General features: G+C 69.2%; 15 protein-coding genes. 14 read left to right on the top strand and 1 reads right to left on the bottom strand.

The genetic code is table 11. From position 1 onward, the window contains the following. The first annotated feature begins 70 nt into the window (after positions 1-70). Positions 71-1483 carry a wax ester/triacylglycerol synthase domain-containing protein gene (locus tag ACFSJG_RS21565; protein ID WP_378487284.1) on the top strand — a complete coding sequence of 471 codons (1413 nt, stop codon included), beginning with the start codon at positions 71-73 and terminating at the stop codon, positions 1481-1483. 87 nt (positions 1484-1570) lie between these two features. Then, entirely contained in the window at positions 1571-2965 is a 1395-nt protein-coding gene (locus ACFSJG_RS21560; RefSeq protein ID WP_378487283.1) for a wax ester/triacylglycerol synthase domain-containing protein, read from the top strand. A 4-nt stretch (positions 2966-2969) separates the two neighbouring features. Here ACFSJG_RS21560 and ACFSJG_RS21555 read toward each other — a convergent pair whose 3' ends face one another. Beyond that, positions 2970-4196: a TetR/AcrR family transcriptional regulator gene (locus ACFSJG_RS21555; RefSeq protein WP_378487282.1), complete on the bottom strand. Its 1227-nt coding sequence runs from the start codon at positions 4194-4196 to the stop codon at positions 2970-2972. Positions 4197-4552: 356 nt separating this feature from the next. Between ACFSJG_RS21555 and ACFSJG_RS21550 the strand changes: the two genes are divergently transcribed. The 12 genes from ACFSJG_RS21550 to ACFSJG_RS21495 all read left to right on the top strand — a co-directional run bounded on the left by ACFSJG_RS21550 (position 4553) and on the right by ACFSJG_RS21495 (position 17324). Next, complete coding sequence (locus tag ACFSJG_RS21550) at positions 4553-5533, top strand: NAD(P)H-dependent flavin oxidoreductase (protein ID WP_378487911.1); 981 nt, start codon at positions 4553-4555, stop codon at positions 5531-5533. Then, entirely contained in the window at positions 5530-6336 is an 807-nt protein-coding gene (locus tag ACFSJG_RS21545; RefSeq protein WP_378487281.1) for an enoyl-CoA hydratase, read from the top strand. The genes ACFSJG_RS21550 and ACFSJG_RS21545 overlap by 4 nt, the downstream gene beginning before the upstream one ends. A gap of 168 nt (positions 6337-6504) precedes the next feature. Further along, positions 6505-8094 (top strand): fatty-acid--CoA ligase FadD5, encoded by a 1590-nt coding sequence (gene fadD5, locus ACFSJG_RS21540; RefSeq protein ID WP_378487280.1) that lies wholly within the window; start codon positions 6505-6507, stop codon positions 8092-8094. Positions 8095-8304: 210 nt separating this feature from the next. Next, on the top strand, positions 8305-9114 hold the full coding sequence (locus tag ACFSJG_RS21535; RefSeq protein WP_378487279.1) for an MlaE family ABC transporter permease: 810 nt from the start codon (positions 8305-8307) through the stop codon (positions 9112-9114). Next, positions 9114-9971, top strand: a complete 858-nt coding sequence (locus ACFSJG_RS21530; RefSeq protein ID WP_378487278.1) for an MlaE family ABC transporter permease — start codon at positions 9114-9116, stop codon at positions 9969-9971. The genes ACFSJG_RS21535 and ACFSJG_RS21530 overlap by 1 nt, the downstream gene beginning before the upstream one ends. A gap of 1 nt (position 9972) precedes the next feature. After that, positions 9973-11244: an MCE family protein gene (locus ACFSJG_RS21525; protein ID WP_378487277.1), complete on the top strand. Its 1272-nt coding sequence runs from the start codon at positions 9973-9975 to the stop codon at positions 11242-11244. Beyond that, complete coding sequence (locus ACFSJG_RS21520) at positions 11241-12314, top strand: MCE family protein (protein WP_378487276.1); 1074 nt, start codon at positions 11241-11243, stop codon at positions 12312-12314. Before ACFSJG_RS21525 ends, ACFSJG_RS21520 begins: the two co-directional genes overlap by 4 nt. Further along, positions 12311-13360, top strand: coding sequence for an MCE family protein (locus ACFSJG_RS21515; protein ID WP_378487275.1), 1050 nt, complete (start codon positions 12311-12313; stop codon positions 13358-13360). The genes ACFSJG_RS21520 and ACFSJG_RS21515 overlap by 4 nt, the downstream gene beginning before the upstream one ends. Beyond that, on the top strand, positions 13357-14505 hold the full coding sequence (locus tag ACFSJG_RS21510; protein WP_378487274.1) for an MCE family protein: 1149 nt from the start codon (positions 13357-13359) through the stop codon (positions 14503-14505). Before ACFSJG_RS21515 ends, ACFSJG_RS21510 begins: the two co-directional genes overlap by 4 nt. Then, positions 14505-15566 (top strand): MCE family protein, encoded by a 1062-nt coding sequence (locus ACFSJG_RS21505; protein WP_378487273.1) that lies wholly within the window; start codon positions 14505-14507, stop codon positions 15564-15566. The genes ACFSJG_RS21510 and ACFSJG_RS21505 overlap by 1 nt, the downstream gene beginning before the upstream one ends. Then, a complete protein-coding gene (locus ACFSJG_RS21500; protein WP_378487272.1) occupies positions 15563-16780 on the top strand; it encodes an MlaD family protein in 1218 nt (405 codons plus the stop codon). The genes ACFSJG_RS21505 and ACFSJG_RS21500 overlap by 4 nt, the downstream gene beginning before the upstream one ends. After that, positions 16770-17324: a mce associated protein mas1a gene (locus tag ACFSJG_RS21495; RefSeq protein ID WP_378487271.1), complete on the top strand. Its 555-nt coding sequence runs from the start codon at positions 16770-16772 to the stop codon at positions 17322-17324. Before ACFSJG_RS21500 ends, ACFSJG_RS21495 begins: the two co-directional genes overlap by 11 nt. The last annotated feature ends 60 nt before the right edge of the window (positions 17325-17384 follow it).

The raw sequence follows: 17384 nt of genomic DNA, 5'->3' as shown, positions 1-17384 counted from the left end.
ACGCCGCCGCTATACGCTACGGTGCGGCCGCGGTGCCAACCCCGGAGCTCGGCCGGATCAGGAGGCATTCGTGCGGCAACTCGAGCCCAAGGACGCCTGGTTCGTGTACGTGGACACCCCACGTTTCCGCCAGGCGTACATGTCCGCATTCGTCCTGACACCCGACGACGCCGACGGCCGCCTACCCGACCGAGCCGAGATCACCCGCTGGTTCGAGGAGCGCGCAGTCCTGCCGCTCCTGCGTCAGCGACTCCTCCGCGTCCCGCTCGACCTCGACCATCCCTACTGGGTCGACGACCCCGACTTCGCCGTCGACCGTCACCTGCACTTCCACGGCGCGCTCGGATGGGACGAATCCCGAACCATGGTCGCCGACCTCTCCACCGAGCCGATGGACGAACGCCGCCCGCTCTGGGAACTGCACGTGATCGAGCAGGTGCACGGTGTCCCGGACACGGACGGCCCCGCGATGATGGTCGTCCTGAAGATGCACCACGCCGTGACCGACGGCATCGGCAGCGCCGTCGTGACGACGACCCTCTTCGGCGACGCACTCCCGCCGAACCCGAATGCGATACCGCCGCAGCACATCCCGGGCGACGTCGAGCTCGTGCTGCGCGCACTGGGCCGCGTCCCGCGCACCGTCGTCGACGCCGTCTCCGCCGTCCGGCGGGCCCGTGCCAACTGGCGAGCCCTGCATCTCGCCCGCGCCGACGCGGCGTATCCGCTTCCGCGCCAGGACCGTACGCCGACCCCGCTCGACGGCCCCGTCGGTCCGCGCCGAGTGATCGAGGCCGTGCACTTCGCGCTTCCCGAGGTACAGGAGATCAAGGCCCGGATCGGCGGCGTCACCGTCAACGACCTGATGCTCACCGTCGTCGGCGGTGCCATGCGCGCCTACCTGGTCGAGCAGGGGCACACCCCGCCCGGATCGCTCGCCACCTCGGCGCCGATGACCATCCGCGGCACCGGAACCGCCGCAGGAGACGAGTCCAACAACAAGTTCGTCATGATGGTCGTCGACCTGCGAACCGACATCGCGGACCCGGTCGCCCGCGCCCGCGCGGTCCACGACGCCGTGCTCGGCGAACGCGCACGGCTCGGCGTACCCGCCGAAGCGGCCGTCGCCCACGTGGACTACATGTTCCCGGGCTGGGTGTTCCGCGCCGCCCGCCGGGTCCGGGCGTGGCAGGGCGTGGACGCCCAGGGCATCGGCCGCCGCCCGTTCAACACATTCGTCAGCAGCGTCCCCCGCGAGATCAACGAGGTCAGGGTCGCGGGCACCACCTGCGTCCATTCTTTCGGGATCGGACCGCTCGACGGGACGGGTACCGGGCATGCAGTCGGAGCCGTCGGCGAGCGACTCGGCATGAACGTGGCCGCCGACCCCGACCTGCTGACGGACTCACGGCGTTATGCAGAGCTGATCCGGCAGTCGTACACCGAACTCCGAGACGCCGCCCGCCAACTGTCCATGACCTGAACACGTCGCGGTCGCCGCTTCACGCTCGCCCCCAGGCCACACAGTGGCGTCGATGCCAGTCGTTCGAAAGGTCCGACCTTGCAGCAGATGTCGCCCCACGATGCGTGGTTCCTCTACGCGGACAGCGCACGCTTCCGCCACGCATACGTCTCGGCGTACGCCTTCGCTCCCGAGGACGACTCGGGTCGCCTTCCACGTCCCGAGGAGGCGGTGCGGTGGATAGCGGAACGCGCGACCCTGCCCGTGCTCCGCCGCCGGGTCGTCCGCACCCCACTCGATCTCGCGCGTCCCTACTGGGTCGAGGATGCCGGTTTCGACGCCGCCGAACACATCCACGCACACGATCCGATGACGTGGGACGGGTTGCGTGACTTCCTGGCGGCGCTGGCGACCGTGCCGATGGACGACACCCGCCCGCTCTGGGAAGTCCACGTCGTCGCCCGGGTCGACGCCGTCCCGGGCACGTCCGGACCCGTCACCGTCGTCGCCGTCAAGATCCATCACTGCGCCGCGGACGGAGTCGCGAGCGGAGAGGTCACCACCGCCCTGTTCGGAGGCGACACAACCGACCCCGCCGACGACCACGGCAGCCGCGTGCCCGGGCAGGGCGAATTGATCGCCCGGGCCGTCGTCGGCGTACCGGGAGGTGTCGGTCAGGTCGTCGCGGCGGCCAGATCCGCGAAAGCGGCGCGCGCGGCGCAGCTGTCCGCGCGCGAGTCCGCGTCGTATCCCGTTCCACCGCAACGCCGTACGCCGACATCGCTGGACGGGCCGGTCGGACCCGGCCGGGTCTACGAGGTGGCGACGTTCTCGCTTGCGGAGATGCAGGAGGTCAAGGCGCGGATCGGTGACGTGACGATCAACGACTTGATCCTGACCGTCGTCGGGGGTGCGTTGCGGTCGTACCTGGTCGAGCGCGGGGAGACCCCCGGCGGTTCGCTGGCGGCATCGGTGCCGATGACGGTTCGTGGCACGCAACCGCACTCGGACTCGAACAACCAGTTCGTGATGACGGTCGTCGATGTGAACACAGAAATCGTGGATCCGGTCGCGCGTGCCAGAGCCGTCCATGACGCAGTGCTGGGCGAGCGGAGGCGAATGACGATCCCGGCCGAGGCCGAGGTATTGGCAATCGATTTCGTCCTGCCCGGCTGGATGTTCCGGGTCGCCAGGGCGCTGGAGCGGTGGCGGGGCGTGAAGCCGGCCGGTGTGGTCGCGCGGCCCTTCAACACGTTCGTCACGAGTGTGCCGAGGCGCACCACATCACTCCGCATGCTCGACACGACCGCGGTGATGGCCTTCGGCACGAGCACCCTGGACGGCACCGGCACCTCGCACTCGGTCGGATCCACCGGGGACGTTCTCGCCCTCAACATCACCGCGGATCCCGCACTGCTGACGGACTCCCGCAGATACGTGGAGCTGATCCGGCTGTCGTACACCGAACTTCGGGACGCCGCCTTCGCGACGGTGCCGGGCTGAAGAGTCAGCTGTGCAGGACGGTGAGCATGAGTTTCTGCATGCGGCCACGCGCCTGCGCGCCGGTGTCGAATCGCATCTGCCTGCCGACGTCGAGCGTCTGGCCGAGTGCCGCGTGGACGAGGAACCGGGCCTCCGCCTGCTGACGGTCGGGATGCACGGCGGTCAGCAGGTTCACCCACTCCTCGATGTGCAGGCGCTGGACGTTGCGGAGGCTCGTCCGTTCGCTCGCCGGGAGGTTTCCGATCTCGGCGAAGTACACCGCGATCACGTCGGGGTGGGCGAAGGCGAGGTCGATGTATGCGCCGGTGAGTCGTTCGAGGGCCTCGGCGGGATCGGAGGTGCTGCCGAGCGCCGACTGGGTGGCCACGGCCAGCCGATCCGCGGCCCGGTAGAACGCCGCCGCCAGCAGGTCCGCCTTGCTCGGGAAGTGCCGGTACACACTCGACGCGTTGATCCCGGCGGCCGCGCCGATCTCCTCGATGCTCGACTCGTGATAGCCGCGGCGGTCGAAGATCTTCATGGCCTCCGTGAGCAGCAGTTCGCGCTTCGACGTCACCGACAGACCGCCGGCCGACGGGTCCTCGATCGTGGTCTGCGCGGGAGCCGCCGACCCGAGATCGCAGCGCAGGACCGCCCACGCCGCTCCGTGCAGCAGCTTCTCGATCCGCCGGTTCGCCAGGGTCGCGCGGTGCGCGGTGATGCTGCCGATCACGCTGAGAGTGGACGCCGCGATCGCCCCGGCATCGGGTCCGGTCAGTTCGGGGCGCATCTCCGCCAGCGGGGCCATCAGGCCGGCGTTGAGCGCCGCGAAGTCCGCCCGCATCAGCGCGCGGTCGTCGGGCTGGAGGTAGCGGCCCTCCCAACGGTAGAGGCCGCCGGTGGTGCGGTTCTCGATCGTGGTCGTCAGCAGTGCGTTCACGATGGCGTCGAGGCGGCCCTCGGGATCGGCGTCCGACTGCGCCTCGACCGCGCCCTCGGCGGCAGCGCGCAGGGACCCCACGGTCCCGAGCGCTGCCTGCACGAACAGGGCGTACTTGTTGGGGAAGTGCCGGTAGAGCGCGGGGCCCGAGATGCCGAGGCGGGCGGCGATGTCGTCGACACCGACTGCGTGGTAGCCGCGCTCGCTGAAGGCCTCCGCGGCGACCAGGGCGATCTGGGCCTTGCGGTTCTTGGGGCGCTTGCGAGGTGCCGACGGGTCCGGAACCGACCGACTTCGGGTCGATTGCGTCATCGGGCCTCCTGAACTGTTCGGGGAAATGGGAAATGGTATCGGAGGGGACGGCCCCGTCCGGTCGGAGTGCCCCGTCCTCGTCCGAGCCGACCCGGGTCCGGTCGGAGCCCGGTCGGCGCTTCCCCGCTTCGCTGACTGATTCGCTCTTGACAGTACGCGGACCGTCGGCGAAAGTTAACGCGAATTCGCACAACTTCGTGACGGATCTCACCCCCTTGGCGTCGTGTTTGCCCGATTGGTCTGATTCGGCCGAGGCGTCGCGTTCGGGGAGTGATCGCAAGAGATGACCGCAAGCATGATTCGCCGCGGCGCCGGACACGGTCCGGCGGGCGACGGCGGGGAGGTGGATCCACGTGTTGAGAACTCGCTTCACGGAGGCGTTCGGAGTCGAGCACCCCATCGTCCAGGGTGGAATGATGTGGGTCGGCCGTGCGGAACTGGTTGCCGCGGTGGCCAATTCGGGCGCGCTGGGGTTCATCACGGCGCTCACGCAGCCGACCCCGGAGGACCTGGTCAAGGAGATCGCGCGCTGCCGCGACCTCACCGACAAGCCGTTCGGCGTGAACCTCACCATCCTCCCGTCGATCACGCCGCCGCCGTACGCGGAGTACCGGCAGGCGATCGTCGAGTCCGGCATCACGATCGTCGAGACCGCCGGGTCCAACCCCGTCGACCATCTCCCGCACTTCAAGGACGCCGGCGTCAAGGTGATCCACAAGTGCACGAGCGTCCGGCACGCGATCAAGGCCGAGCGCACCGGTGTCGACGCGGTCAGCATCGACGGCTTCGAGTGCGCCGGACATCCCGGTGAGGACGACGTGCCCGGCCTCGTGCTGATCCCCGCGGCCACCGCGCAGCTTCGGATTCCCGTCATCGCCTCCGGTGGCATCGCCGACGCCCGCGGACTGGTCGCCGCGCTCGCGCTCGGCGCCGAGGGCGTCAACATGGGCACCCGTTTCATGTGTACCCAGGAGTCGCCGGTCGCCGACGAGGTCAAGCGTCAGATCGTCGCCAACAGCGAGCTCGACACCAAGCTGATCTTCCGGACCCTGCGCAACACCGCCCGTGTCGCGACCAACGCCGTCAGTCGCGAGGTCGTCGACATCGAGGCCCGCGGGAACGCCACCTTCGAGGACATCCGCGAGCTCGTCGCAGGCGCCCGCGGCCGCAAGGTTTTCGAGGACGGCGACCTCGACGCGGGCATTTGGACCGCCGGTCAGTGCCAAGGCCTGATCGACGACGTTCCGACGGTGGGGGAGATGGTCTCCCGGATGGTCGCCGAGGCCGAGGAGATCATCGCGCGCCGTCTCGCCTCCATCACCGGAGCGACCCGATGACCGAGGCCACCAGCGCGCCGGCGGGGGAGCGGATCGGCGGACTCGTTGTCGCCCAGGACGGCGGCGTCCTGCGCATCACGATCGCGCGTCCCGAGCGGATGAACGCGATCGATCTCGACACCATGCGCACCCTCGGGGACCTGTTCGAGACCCGGGCCAGGGAACGCGACGTCCGCGTCGTCGTGCTGGCGGGCGAGGGTGGTCCGCTCAGCACCGGCGCCGATCTAATGGCCGCGGCCACAGGTCCGGCGACAGATCCGCGTGTCGTCATGGACACCGCGAACCGCCTGATCCGGGCGATCCTCACCGCACCGGTCCCGGTCGTCGCGCAGGTCGACGGCGCCGCCGCAGGCGTGGGTGCCTCGATCGCGCTGGCCGCGGATCTGACCTACGCGTCGCCGAAGGCCTACTTCCTGCTCGCGTTCGTCAACATCGGTCTCATGCCCGACGGTGGGGCGACCATGCTCGTCCCGGCCTCGATCGGCCGGGCCCGAGCGGCGGAGATGGCGCTGCTCGGTGAGCGCCTCCGCGCGGAGGACGCCTTCACCGCGGGCCTGATCACCCGGGTGCTTCCCTCCGAGGAGCTGGCTGCACACGTCGACACTGTCGCGGCGAAGCTCGCGGCCGGTCCCCGGCGGGCGCTGGAGCTGACGAAGCGGTCGATCACCGCCGCGACTCTCGCTCGCGTCGAGGAGGCGTTCGAGATCGAGACCGAGGGCCAGATCGAGCTGCTCGGATCGGCGGACTTCGCCGAGGGCGCGGCCGCGATGCTCGGCCGCCGGGCCCCGAAGTTCGGGTCCTGACCCCACCGGTGTCCCCGGCGTGTCGTACGCCGGGGGCGCTGGTGTCCGAATTTGCGAATACTAGTTAACAAAACGGCCCCGTCCGGGCCGCTTCGTTGCCATAATCGACCACAACCGGAGAGGCGCCCCACCGCGCCGAACAGCTCCGTGACAGGGAAGGCCACGACGATGTCACCCGATCTCCTCACACAGCCCCTGCAGTCTCGCAGGAACCACTGGAACAACCAGGTCGCCACGCACGCGCTGATGCGTCCGGAGGAAACCGCGCTGCGTTTCCTCGGCGCGACCACCACCTGGGCCGGACTGCACGGCCGCAGCGAGGCGCTCGCGGACGCGCTGCACCGCCGCGGCGTCGGCTTCGGTGACCGCGTGCTGATCGTGATGCTCAACCGCCCCGAGTACATCGAGGCCGTGCTCGCGATCAACTCCCTCGGAGCCATCGCGGTTCCCGTGAACTTCCGCCTGACCCCGCCGGAGATGGCGTACATCGTCACCGACAGCGGCTCGAAGGTCGTCGTCACCGACGAGCAGCTCGCGCCGCTCGTCGCCGCGGTCCGCGCGCAGGTTCCGGAGCTGGGCGTCACCATCGTCGCGGGCGGCGAGTCCGCCGACGGCGTGGAGGGCTACGAGGCTCTCGTCGCCGAGGCGGGCGAGTCGCACCCGGCGGTGGATCTGCCCGAGGACATCCCGGCCCTGATCATGTACACCTCGGGGACCACCGGCAGTCCTAAGGGCGCGGTGCTCTCGCACGCGAACATGCAGGCACAGGCGCAGACCTGTATCCGTGCGCTGAGCATTCGGGCCAACGGTGACGTCGGCTTCTGCGCGTCCCCGATGTTCCACATCGCCGCGCTCGGCAGCATGGCTCCCAGCCTGCAGCTCGGCGTGCCGACCGTCATCCATCCGCTGGGCGCGTTCAACCCCGTCGAGCTGCTCGACGTCTGGGAGGCCGAGCGCGTCACCACCGCCTTCCTGGTGCCCGTCCAGTGGCAGGCCGTGTGCGCCATCCCCGGCGTCAAGGACCGCGATCTCGCGCTGCGCGTGATCAGTTGGGGTGCTGCGCCGGCATCGGACACGGTGCTCAAGGCGATGGCCGACACCTTCCCGACCGCGCTCAACGTCGCGGTCTTCGGTCAGACCGAGATGTCCCCGATCACGTGTGTTCTCGACGGCGAGGACGCGCTGCGCAAGCTCGGTTCGGTCGGTCGGGTCATCCCGACCATTCAGGCCCGCGTCGTCGACGACGAGATGAACGACGTCCCTGTCGGCTCGGTCGGTGAGATCGTCTACCGCGGCCCGACCATGATGAGCCACTACTGGAACAAGGAGGCCGCGACCGCAGATGCGTTCGCCGGCGGCTGGTTCCATTCGGGCGACCTCGTCCAGCAGGACGAGGAGGGCTTCGTCTGGGTCGTCGACCGCAAGAAGGACATGATCATCTCGGGTGGCGAGAACATCTACTGCGCCGAGGTCGAGAACGCTCTGTTCAGCCACCCGAAGGTGCTCGAGGCCGCCGTCATCGGCCGCTCCGACGCCAAGTGGGGTGAGGTCCCCGTGGCCGTCGTGGCGCTCAAGGAAGAGGTCACCGAGGACCTGACCCTCGACGAGCTGTCGGCGTTCCTCGACGACCTGCTCGCGCGCTACAAGCACCCGAAGGAGCTCGTCGTCGTCGACGCGCTGCCCCGCAACGCCAGCGGCAAGGTCGTCAAGGGTGATCTGCGCAAGGCGCACGGCACCGAGGGCGTCCGGGTCGGCTGACGCCGAAGTGCGATCGCACGGGTGGTGTCGCGGCCGTCGGGGGCTGCGGCACCACCCGTGCGTCGTTCGTGGCTACCGGTGAGTACGGGGCCGTGGAAGCTGAGTGATACAAAACGCATCAAGTTGTTGCGTGATGTGGGTTACTCCGCATAGTGTTTGGCGAATTGCGGTTCACATGTCGGGGGGCCGCTGGACAGGGGAGCGCGCAAGTTGACCTATGAGCTGCCGGCCGCGAAAGGGCCGCTTCGCGATGTCGCGAACCAGGGTGGCTATCTGATCGGATTCGCGGTCATGTCCTTCGTCGCGCTGATCAGGGCCGTGTTCGCACGTCGCCTCTCGATCAGCGAAACGGTCACCCAGACCCTGTTCATCGGGCGGGTGAGCACCGGCCCGTCGCTCCTGCTCATGATCCCCATCGGCGTGTTCATCGCCGTGTCCGTCGGTGAACTCGCCGGGCGGATCGGTGCGGGCGGCTACTCGGGCGCAGTGGTCGCGTTCATCATCGTCGGCCAGGCCGCAGCGCTCGTCTGCGCGCTCATGATGGCCGGCGTTGCCGGTTCCGCGATCTGCACCGACCTCGGCTCCCGGAAGATCCGCGAGGAGATCGACGCGATGGAGGTCATGGGCCTCGACGTGATCGAACGTCTCGTCGCACCCCGCCTGGTCGCCGCCGTCGTCGTCTCGGTCGCACTGTGCGCGATGGTCACCTTCGGCGGCGTCATGGCCTGCTACCTGTACCACATCTACGTGCAGCACCTGCCCGCCGGAACGTTCATGGCCACCTTCAGTCAGTACGGGCGCATGTCCGACTTCGTGATGGCGCTGATCAAGGCCGCGATCTTCGGCATCACCTCGACGCTCGTCGCCACCTTCAAGGGGCTGCACACCAAGGGTGGTCCGCGCGGCGTCGCCGACGCCGTCAACGAGGCCGTGGTCATCGCGTTCGCCCTGGTGTTCATCGTGAACACCGCGCTCTCCGCGCTGTACACGGTGATCGTCCCCGCTGTGGGGGCGTACTGATGGTCGACATCGACGTCCGCTACCGCCTGCGCCGCATCACGGCGCCCGCCAACCACGTCGCCGACGGCCTCGCCTCGGTCGGCAGGCACGTCACGTTCTACTGCAAGACGATCGCGTCGATGCCGTTCGCGCTCGTCCACTACCGCAAGCACGTCCTCGCGCAGATCAGTGAGGTCAGCTTCGGCACCAACTCGATCCTCTCCGGCGGCGGCACAATCGGCATCGTCTTCGCGATGTCGCTCGCCGCCGCGATGATGCTCGGCGTCGAGACCCAGCGCGGCCTCGAACTCGTCGGCATGACCACCATGTCCGGAATGCTCTCCGCGATCGCCAACACCCGCGAGCTCGCGCCCGTCGTCGTCGCGATCGCGCTCGCCGCGAAGGTCGGCACCGGATTCACCGCCCAGGTCGGCGCCATGCGCATCTCCGACGAGATCGACGCCCTCGACTCGATGGCGATCCGCTCCATCCCGTTCCTCGCCGGCACCCGCGTACTCGCCGCGATGGTGTGCGTCATCCCGATCTACATGATCGGCCTGCTGGCCAGCTACCTCTCGACCCGCCTGGTCCTGGTGACCTGGGGCGGAGCCTCGGCCGGCACCTACGACTACTACTTCCATCTCGCGCTGGCACCGGAGGACCTGCTCTACTCCGCCCTCAAGGCGGTCGTCTTCGCCGCGGTCGTCTCCCTCGTCCACTGCGCCTACGGCTACTACGCGCACGGCGGACCCTCGGGCGTCGGCCAGGCCGCGGGCCGGGCGCTGCGCACCGCAATCCTCGCGATCGGAATCCTCGACGTGCTGCTCACCTTCGCACTGTGGGGCCTGGTCCCCGAGATCCCCGGATTGGGGATCTGACATGGAGAACCTCACTGGACGCGCGAAGGCGGGATACGCGGTCCGGGGACTGATCGCGGTCGTCGTCGGCCTGGTCGTCGCCGTCGCGCTCGTGCTGCGCGGCACGGACTCGCTCAGCCGCAACCCGGTCGTCACCGTGGCCATCCCGGCATCGGCGGGCCTCATCAACGGCGAAGCGCCCGTCCGCTACACCGGCGTCAACGTCGGCCGGATCGCTGGTATCGACTCCGGCACCGAGTCGTCGGTGGTGAGCCTGGAGATCGACTCCGCGTCGATCGACCTCATCCCGGCCGACGTCGTCGCGCGCGTCGTGCCCCGAACCTTCTTCGGCGACATCTACATCCAGCTCGTCGACCCGGCGCCCGAGTCCGGCGCCCCGGCCGACCCACTCGAGGCAGGCGACACCATCGTCGTCGACCAGGGCCCGGACGCGGTCGCGCTCTACAGCATCTACACCAAGCTCGTCGCCGTGCTCGACAGCATGCAGCCGCAGAAGCTGCAGACCGCGCTGACCGCGCTCGGTCAAGCCCTCGACGGTCGCGGCGACACCATCGGCCGGGTCGTCGACCGGTTGGGTTCGGTGACCACGACCCTCACCCCGGCGACCGAACAGTTCCTCGACGCCACACCGGAGTTCCGAGAGGTGATGACCGCACTCGACGCCGCGACACCAGACGTGATCGCGACGCTCGCCGCCGCGACCTCGGTCTCGCAGTCCGTGTCCGACAACCGCGACTCGATCGCCCGCATGCTCGACTCGGCGTCCGGATTCGCGTCCGTCGCCAACGGATTCTTCACCGAACGTCAGGCGGCGGTGACGACGGTCGTCGACTCGGCCGGCATCATCCTCGCCACCACCGCGGCCAACCCCGAGGGGCTGACGGCCACCCTGGCCGGCGCGCAGTCGTTCGGCGCCGCGGGCGGACGGGTGTTCTCGACCGGCAAGTTCAACATCACCGCGGTGCCGTCGTTCGCCGATCCGTTCACCTACACCGGCGCGGACTGCCCGCAGTACGGCACGATGACCGGCGACTACTGCAGCGGCGGCCCCTCCCCGCGGCAGGCTCAGGCGCAGGTGTCCGATCCCCAGGTGCGGGCCGCCGGTGCGCGCGCCGCGGCGCCCGTGGTCGACACGGCCAACGAGTCCGATGCGCTCGGTCTCCTCGAGTCGCACCTGCGTGGCATCCCCGGGCTCGGCGGCGCGGACCCGAACCCGGCGACCGTGACCATGCTCGGCCCGCTCGTGCGCGGAAACGAGGTGACCGTCCGATGAAGCTCGGCTGGGTTCCGGTCGCCAAACTGATCGGGTTCTGCACCGCGGGTGTGGTGTCGGGTGTGCTCGTCGCCAACACCCTGCTCGTGCCGGTGCGCGGGTCCACCGAGGAGTACACGGTGGAGTTCTCGGACGTCGAGGGCCTGTCACCGGGCAACCCCGTGACCATGTCCGGTGTCCGGGTCGGGCGCGTGCAGTCCATCGCGTTCGCCGACGCAGGCGGCGGGACGAGCAAGGCCGTCGTCGACATCGAGGTGCAGTCGGACCACCCGCTCACCACCGACGTCACCGCCGCCGTCCGCTACGGCGACATGCTCGGTGCCCGCTACGTCGCGCTGTCCGGGTCCGACGGTCGTCCCGTCTCCGCGGACGGCGTGCAGCCTGCGGGCGCGACGACGGTCGCGGCGGACGACGAGATCCTCCCGCCCGGGTCGACGATCCCGATGGACCGCACCACCCCGCCCATCGACCTGACCGCGATGATGAACGGCTTCCGGCCGCTCTTCGACGCGCTCGCACCGGATCAGGTGAACTCGCTGACCCGGAGCTTCGTCGAGACGTTCTCCGGGCAGGGGCAGGCGGTGTCGACGCTGCTGACCCAGATCGGCGAGCTCAGCACCGGACTCGCCGATCGCCAGCCCGTGCTCGAACAGCTCGTGAACAACATGGCCGTGCTGCTCGGCTCGGTGGACGCTCGGTCGCCGCAGCTCGAGGAAATGCTCGTCGGCCTCGGGACCCTGTCGTCGACCGTGGTGGGCAGCAACGACGACCTCGTCGCGCTGCTCGACGGTGGCAACCGGGCCATCGCCGACCTCGCGCGGGCGATGGCGGCGTCGAACGGTGCGTTCGGCCAGTCGATCACCGACCTGAAGTCGGTGACCGACTCCTGGATCGCGTCCACACCGCAGTTCGAGACCTTCCTCGCGAAGATGCCCGCGTTCGGCGGCGACCTGAACCGGATCGGCAGCTACGGCAGCTTCGTGAACCTCTACCTGTGCAACTTCACGATGGAGAGCGGTGACGTGAACGTCAACCTGTTCGGCGCCACACATTCTCAGGTGTGCCGATGATGTTCCTCGTCAAGATCATCGACTTCTTCGTCGGTATCGCACTGTTCCTGTTCAAGGGCGAACGCCGACCCGGATCGAACACGCCGATGGCCCTGGGCGCGTTGGGCATCGCCGTGCTCGTCATCGGACTGCTCGCCGCAGTCGGCGCGCCGCAGATCTGGTACCAGGTCAGGACCGGTCCCTACACCGCCGAACTCGCCAACGCGAGCGGCCTGTCCGACGGCGACCCCGTCTACGTGGCCGGTGTCCCCGCCGGCCGGGTGGAGGCCGTCAACCTCGCGGGCGACCACGTGACTGTGGACTTCCGTCTCGACAACGACCAGCCGCTCGGCAACCAGACCACTGCCACCGTCCGACTGAAGACCGTGCTCGGCAAGCGCTACCTCGAGGTGGTGCCCGCCGGCGTCGACGACGGACAGTCGCTGATCCCGTTGTCGCGCACCACGGTTCCCTACAGTCTCGACGACGTCAGCCGGGCGACGACCGACGCCGCGCAGAACCTCGACGTCGACTCGCTGCAGGCGATGCTCACCACCCTCGAGCAGGTCCTGCCCGCGGACTCGGAGCAGCTCGGCAAGGCGCTGACCGGACTGAGCGGGGCGTCCGCCGCCTTCGCGGAGAACGGCGAGCAGATCGACCAGTTGCTGACCACCTCCCGCTCGATCTCCGACCTGATGGTGCGACAGAGCGACGCGCTGACCACGACCGCCCGCAACGCGCAGACGATCATGCAGATCCTCGCCGCGCGCAAGCAGGCGCTGACCGACATCGTGGACAACCTCACCGCGGTCCTCGACACCCTCGCGAACACCATGAGCGCGAAGGAAGCCGAGTTCGGACCGATGGTGGAGAACCTCGTCGCCGTGACCGAGACGTTGAAGGCGAACGCGGCGAACATCGACCAGATCCTGGTGAAGGTGCCGCCCGCGCTGCGCGGTGCCACCGACGCCACCGGCAACGGCGCCTGGACGGACGTGAGCGCACCCGCCGCGGTCATCCCGGACAACCTGCTGTGTGCCCTCGGAATCATGCAGGGGTGCCAATGACAGTCCAGTCCGTAACGCACTGGGAGGGCGACGGTCCGGGCAGCCGACGTCGCTGGCCGCTGGTCGTCACCGCGACCGGTGTCGTCGTCGCGATCGTCGTGGCCGGGTGGTTCGTGTTCGCGCGGACCGACCGGAGCATCACGGTCCACGCGAACTTCGCGTACGTGAACGGCATCTACACCGGCAGCCAGGTGACCGTGCTCGGCGTCCCCGTCGGCACCGTCACCGACGTACAGCCGCAGGGCACCACGGTCCGGGTGTCGATGTCGATGCCCGAGGACGTCCCGTTGCCCGCCGATGCGAGCGCGTACGTGCTCAGCCCGGCTGTCATCGCCGACCGTCACGTCGAACTCGGTCCCACCTACACCGGTGGCCCGAAGCTCGAGGACGGCGCCGACATCCCGGCCGAACGCAGTCACGCCCCGCTCGACTTCGACTCGCTCATGAACAGCATCAGCACGCTGACCGACGCCGTCGAGTCCGAGACCGGATCCACCTCCCAGCTGCTCACGAAGGCCGCCGACGGCTGGCGTGGCCGGGGCGAGGAGTTCAACGAGGCGATCCGCAACCTGAGCTCCGCCACCGGTGTGGTCGGTGCTCGGGCCGAGGACGTCGGCGCGCTGGTGGAGAACCTGTCCGGCCTGATGGCCGCGCTCGACGCCCGCCAGGTCAGCCTGGACCAGCTGGTGCGGGACATGGGTGCCGTCGGCGACCAGTGGGCTGCCGCCGACGTGGACATCGCCGGCCCGCTCCAGGACCTGCAGGTGGTGCTCGACCAGGTCCGCACCTTCATGGACGAGCACGGGGACGACGTCGGCGCCGCCGCCGCGAACGTCACCGCACTCACCGACGTGATGGTGAAGAACAAGGTCGGGCTCGCCGAGTTCATGGACCTGGTGCCACTGCTGATGCAGAACCTGTCGAACAGCATCGACGACGAGACCCAGCGAGGACGGATCCGACTGAACATCTCCACCGCGCTGACCCAGTTCTCGGTCGCGGGACCGCTCTGCGAGCAGTATCCGTTGCCGCTGTGCACCGGCGCGGGCTTCACGAACCCGATTCCGTTCCCGGTCAGCGCCGCCGACCCGCTCAACATCGCACCCACGGTGACCGGCGGTGCCGCACCCTCGGGGGGTAATTGATGTCGCGCCGTATCCGCAGACTCACGGCAGTCTCGGCGAGCCTGCTGATCACCACGGGTTGTGGTGTCGGCATGCAGGACCTGCCGCTCGGACTGAGCGCCGACGGCGCCGACTACACCGTGACCCTGCAACTCGCGACCGCCGAGGGCCTGCTGCTCGGTGGCGACGTGCGCACCGGCCAGAAGGTCATCGGCCGGATCGCGGACCTGGGCACCGACGTGGCGGGGGCGAAGGTCGAGCTGAGCCTCGAGGAGGCGACGCCGCTGCCCGACAACGTCCTGGCCGCGGTCGAGTTGCCGTCGGCGCTCGGCAGTCCGTTCATCCGGTTGACGCCGCCACCGGACCCGTCGGACCGCACGTTGCAGGACGGTGACGTCATCGTCGAGCAGAACACGACGATCGGTCCGCAGATCGAGAGCATGCTCGCCACGCTCGGCACGATCGTGACCGGCAGCGGCCTCGGGCAGCTGCAGACCGTGATGCACGAGCTGGACGTCGCGTTCTCCGGTCGCGGGCCGCAGGTACGCGGCCTGACCGACTCGATGACGGTGCTCCTCGACAAGGCGGTCGCCAACCAGGACGACTTCCAGGTCGCGATCGACACCGCCGCCCGGATCGCCGGACAGCTCACGGCGCAGCAGGGCACCGTGGACGCCTACCTGGACACCATGCCGGACGCCGTCCGGGCCCTCACCGACCAGCGGGACAGTATCGCCGCCCTGCTGACGTCGGCGCGGCAGCTGACGGACACGGCCAACGCCGTGGTCGGCGGCGACCCGGACGGGCTCGGCGCGATGGTCACCGACGCGCAGACGGTGCTGTCCACGCTCGCGGGCTTCAACTCCCAGATCGGCTCGACCCTGGACAACATGAACTCCTTCCTCGACAACTTCAGTCGGTCGGTGCACGGCGACTACCTGAACTTCGACGGCGCGCTCGACGTGCCCGGGACGATCGACATGCTGGTCACCGGCGGCGAAAGCCTCGGCCCGGCCGCGTCGACGCCCGTCATGGGTGTCGCCGGTGACCTGTCCGCGCTGCTGCAGGGAGGCGTGCGATGAGGCGCATCGTTCTGGTTCAGGTGCTGCTGTTCGCGCTCGTGTCGGCGGTGGTCGTTCCCTTCGCGATCAACTACGTGATCGGACCCCAGGCGTTCGGCGACTCGATCCGCGTGTACTCGGTGATGACCGACGCCCGCGGACTGACGGCAGGCACCGCCGTCACCTACCGCGGCGTGTCCGTGGGTGAGGTGTCCGGCGTCCGGCTCGACCCCGACGCGGGCGGTGCCCGCGTCGACTACGAGCTCGACCCGGGCACCGAGATCCCGGTGGACAGCGTCGCCAAGGTCGGCATGGGCACCGCGGCGGGCATCCAGAACGTCGACATCTTCCCCAACACCGGCGACGGGCCCTACCTCCAGGAGGGCGACGAACTGCCGGCGCCCGCGGAGGCGCAGCCCGTCCAGATGGGCGAGCTGATGATCGAGGCGTCCGACCTGCTCGACACCATCGACCCGGCCGCGGTCCGCGACCTCGGAACCGAACTCGGGGCGTCCTTCGACGGGCTCGGACCGTCGCTGGCGAGCATGATCGACAACGGCGACAAGCTGGTGGCGCAGATCGACGAACAGGCCCCGATGCTGACCAGCCTCTTCTCGCGCACTGCGTCGCTGGTCACCACGATGGCCGGCGAGTCCGGCTCGTTCGTGCGGGGGATGGGCGCGGCCCGCAACTTCACCGAGCAACTCGACTCCAACACCCCGGTTCTCGTGTACCTCGCGGACACGTCACCAGCCGCGCTGGACAACGCCCGGACGCTGTTCGACCGCTATCAGGACACGTTCGGGGCGCTGCTGGCGAACCTGGTGACGGTCACGCCGATCATCGCCGACCGGAATCAGTCGCTCGCCTCCGGACTGAACGACATCCCGGACGCGCTCGGCGAGCTCGAGTCGATCGTCACGGGCGATCGAGCCAACTTCGTCCTGGTCGGTACCCTCGGCCAGGTTTGCAGTTACGACACGGTGAGGCGCGCGGTCGGCGACGAGAGTCCCACCGACCCCAACCTGACGTTCTACTGCCCGCCCGCTCCGAATCTGGAGCAGCGCGGGTCCCGTAACGCACCCCGCCCGAACGACCTCGGGCTGCAGAACGCGACGACCCCGGGCACCCCGATCGGGTACCCGCCCGTCGCAGATCCGGTCCTCGTTCCCACGGGAGTCGAGGCGCTGGAGTACTGGAATTCGCTCCTGAAGGACCTCGGCAATGGCCAATGACGACACCGCCCTGATCGACATCACCGACGACGCCGGCGCCACGCCGGAGAAGACGAGCGGCCCGACCGGCCCGCGCAGGCGGGGGGTGTGGCTGCCGGTCGTGCTGGCCGTCGCCCTGCTCGCCGTCGCCGGCTGGCTGGCGTTCACCGTCGTGCAGAACGGCCGGGAGGACTCGCTGCGGGAGGAGGCCGTCGACACCGCCCGCGACTACTCGGTGGCGCTGTCCTCGTTCGACTTCGAGAATCTCGACGCGAACCGCGACGCGATCACCGCGCAGTCGACGCCGGAGTTCGCCGGCAAGTACGGCGAGATGGTCGACGCCCTGCGCCAGGTCGTCACCGACGGCAAGGGCAAGGCGACCGCCTCCGCCGCGCACGTCGCGGTCGAGTCGATCGACGACTCGGACGCCACGGTTCTGGTGTTCGTCGACCAGCAGGCGACGAACGTCGTCAACCCCGAGGGGAACACCCAGAAGTACCGCATGGTGGTCAGCCTGGTTCGCGACGGAGACCGCTGGATCGTCGACAACGTCGACACCAAGTAGCGGCTTTCGTCTCGGGTCGGCCCACGGCCCGCCGCGGGCTTTGCAGTGGACCCCTCCGTC

Source organism: Rhodococcus gannanensis (assembly GCF_042681175.1).
Classification (GTDB): Bacteria; Actinomycetota; Actinomycetes; order Mycobacteriales; family Mycobacteriaceae; genus Rhodococcus_G; species Rhodococcus_G gannanensis.
Note: the sequence above shows the minus strand (reverse complement) of the source record. Positions and strands in the feature narration are given on the sequence as shown.

Bases quoted from the DNA above. Each gene is read 5' to 3' on its own strand.
- ACFSJG_RS21545 (WP_378487281.1), top strand. From the start codon at position 5,530: ATGACCGAGGCCACCAGCGCGCCGGCGGGGGAGCGGATCGGCGGACTC.
- ACFSJG_RS21515 (WP_378487275.1), top strand. From the start codon at position 12,311: ATGATGTTCCTCGTCAAGATCATCGACTTCTTCGTCGGTATCGCACTG.
- ACFSJG_RS21495 (WP_378487271.1), top strand. From the start codon at position 16,770: ATGGCCAATGACGACACCGCCCTGATCGACATCACCGACGACGCCGGC.
- ACFSJG_RS21530 (WP_378487278.1), top strand. From the start codon at position 9,114: ATGGTCGACATCGACGTCCGCTACCGCCTGCGCCGCATCACGGCGCCC.
- ACFSJG_RS21520 (WP_378487276.1), top strand. From the start codon at position 11,241: ATGAAGCTCGGCTGGGTTCCGGTCGCCAAACTGATCGGGTTCTGCACC.
- ACFSJG_RS21510 (WP_378487274.1), top strand. From the start codon at position 13,357: ATGACAGTCCAGTCCGTAACGCACTGGGAGGGCGACGGTCCGGGCAGC.
- ACFSJG_RS21560 (WP_378487283.1), top strand. From the start codon at position 1,571: ATGTCGCCCCACGATGCGTGGTTCCTCTACGCGGACAGCGCACGCTTC.
- fadD5 (WP_378487280.1), top strand. From the start codon at position 6,505: ATGTCACCCGATCTCCTCACACAGCCCCTGCAGTCTCGCAGGAACCAC.
- ACFSJG_RS21525 (WP_378487277.1), top strand. From the start codon at position 9,973: ATGGAGAACCTCACTGGACGCGCGAAGGCGGGATACGCGGTCCGGGGA.
- ACFSJG_RS21555 (WP_378487282.1), bottom strand. From the start codon at position 4,196: ATGACGCAATCGACCCGAAGTCGGTCGGTTCCGGACCCGTCGGCACCT.
- ACFSJG_RS21505 (WP_378487273.1), top strand. From the start codon at position 14,505: ATGTCGCGCCGTATCCGCAGACTCACGGCAGTCTCGGCGAGCCTGCTG.
- ACFSJG_RS21500 (WP_378487272.1), top strand. From the start codon at position 15,563: ATGAGGCGCATCGTTCTGGTTCAGGTGCTGCTGTTCGCGCTCGTGTCG.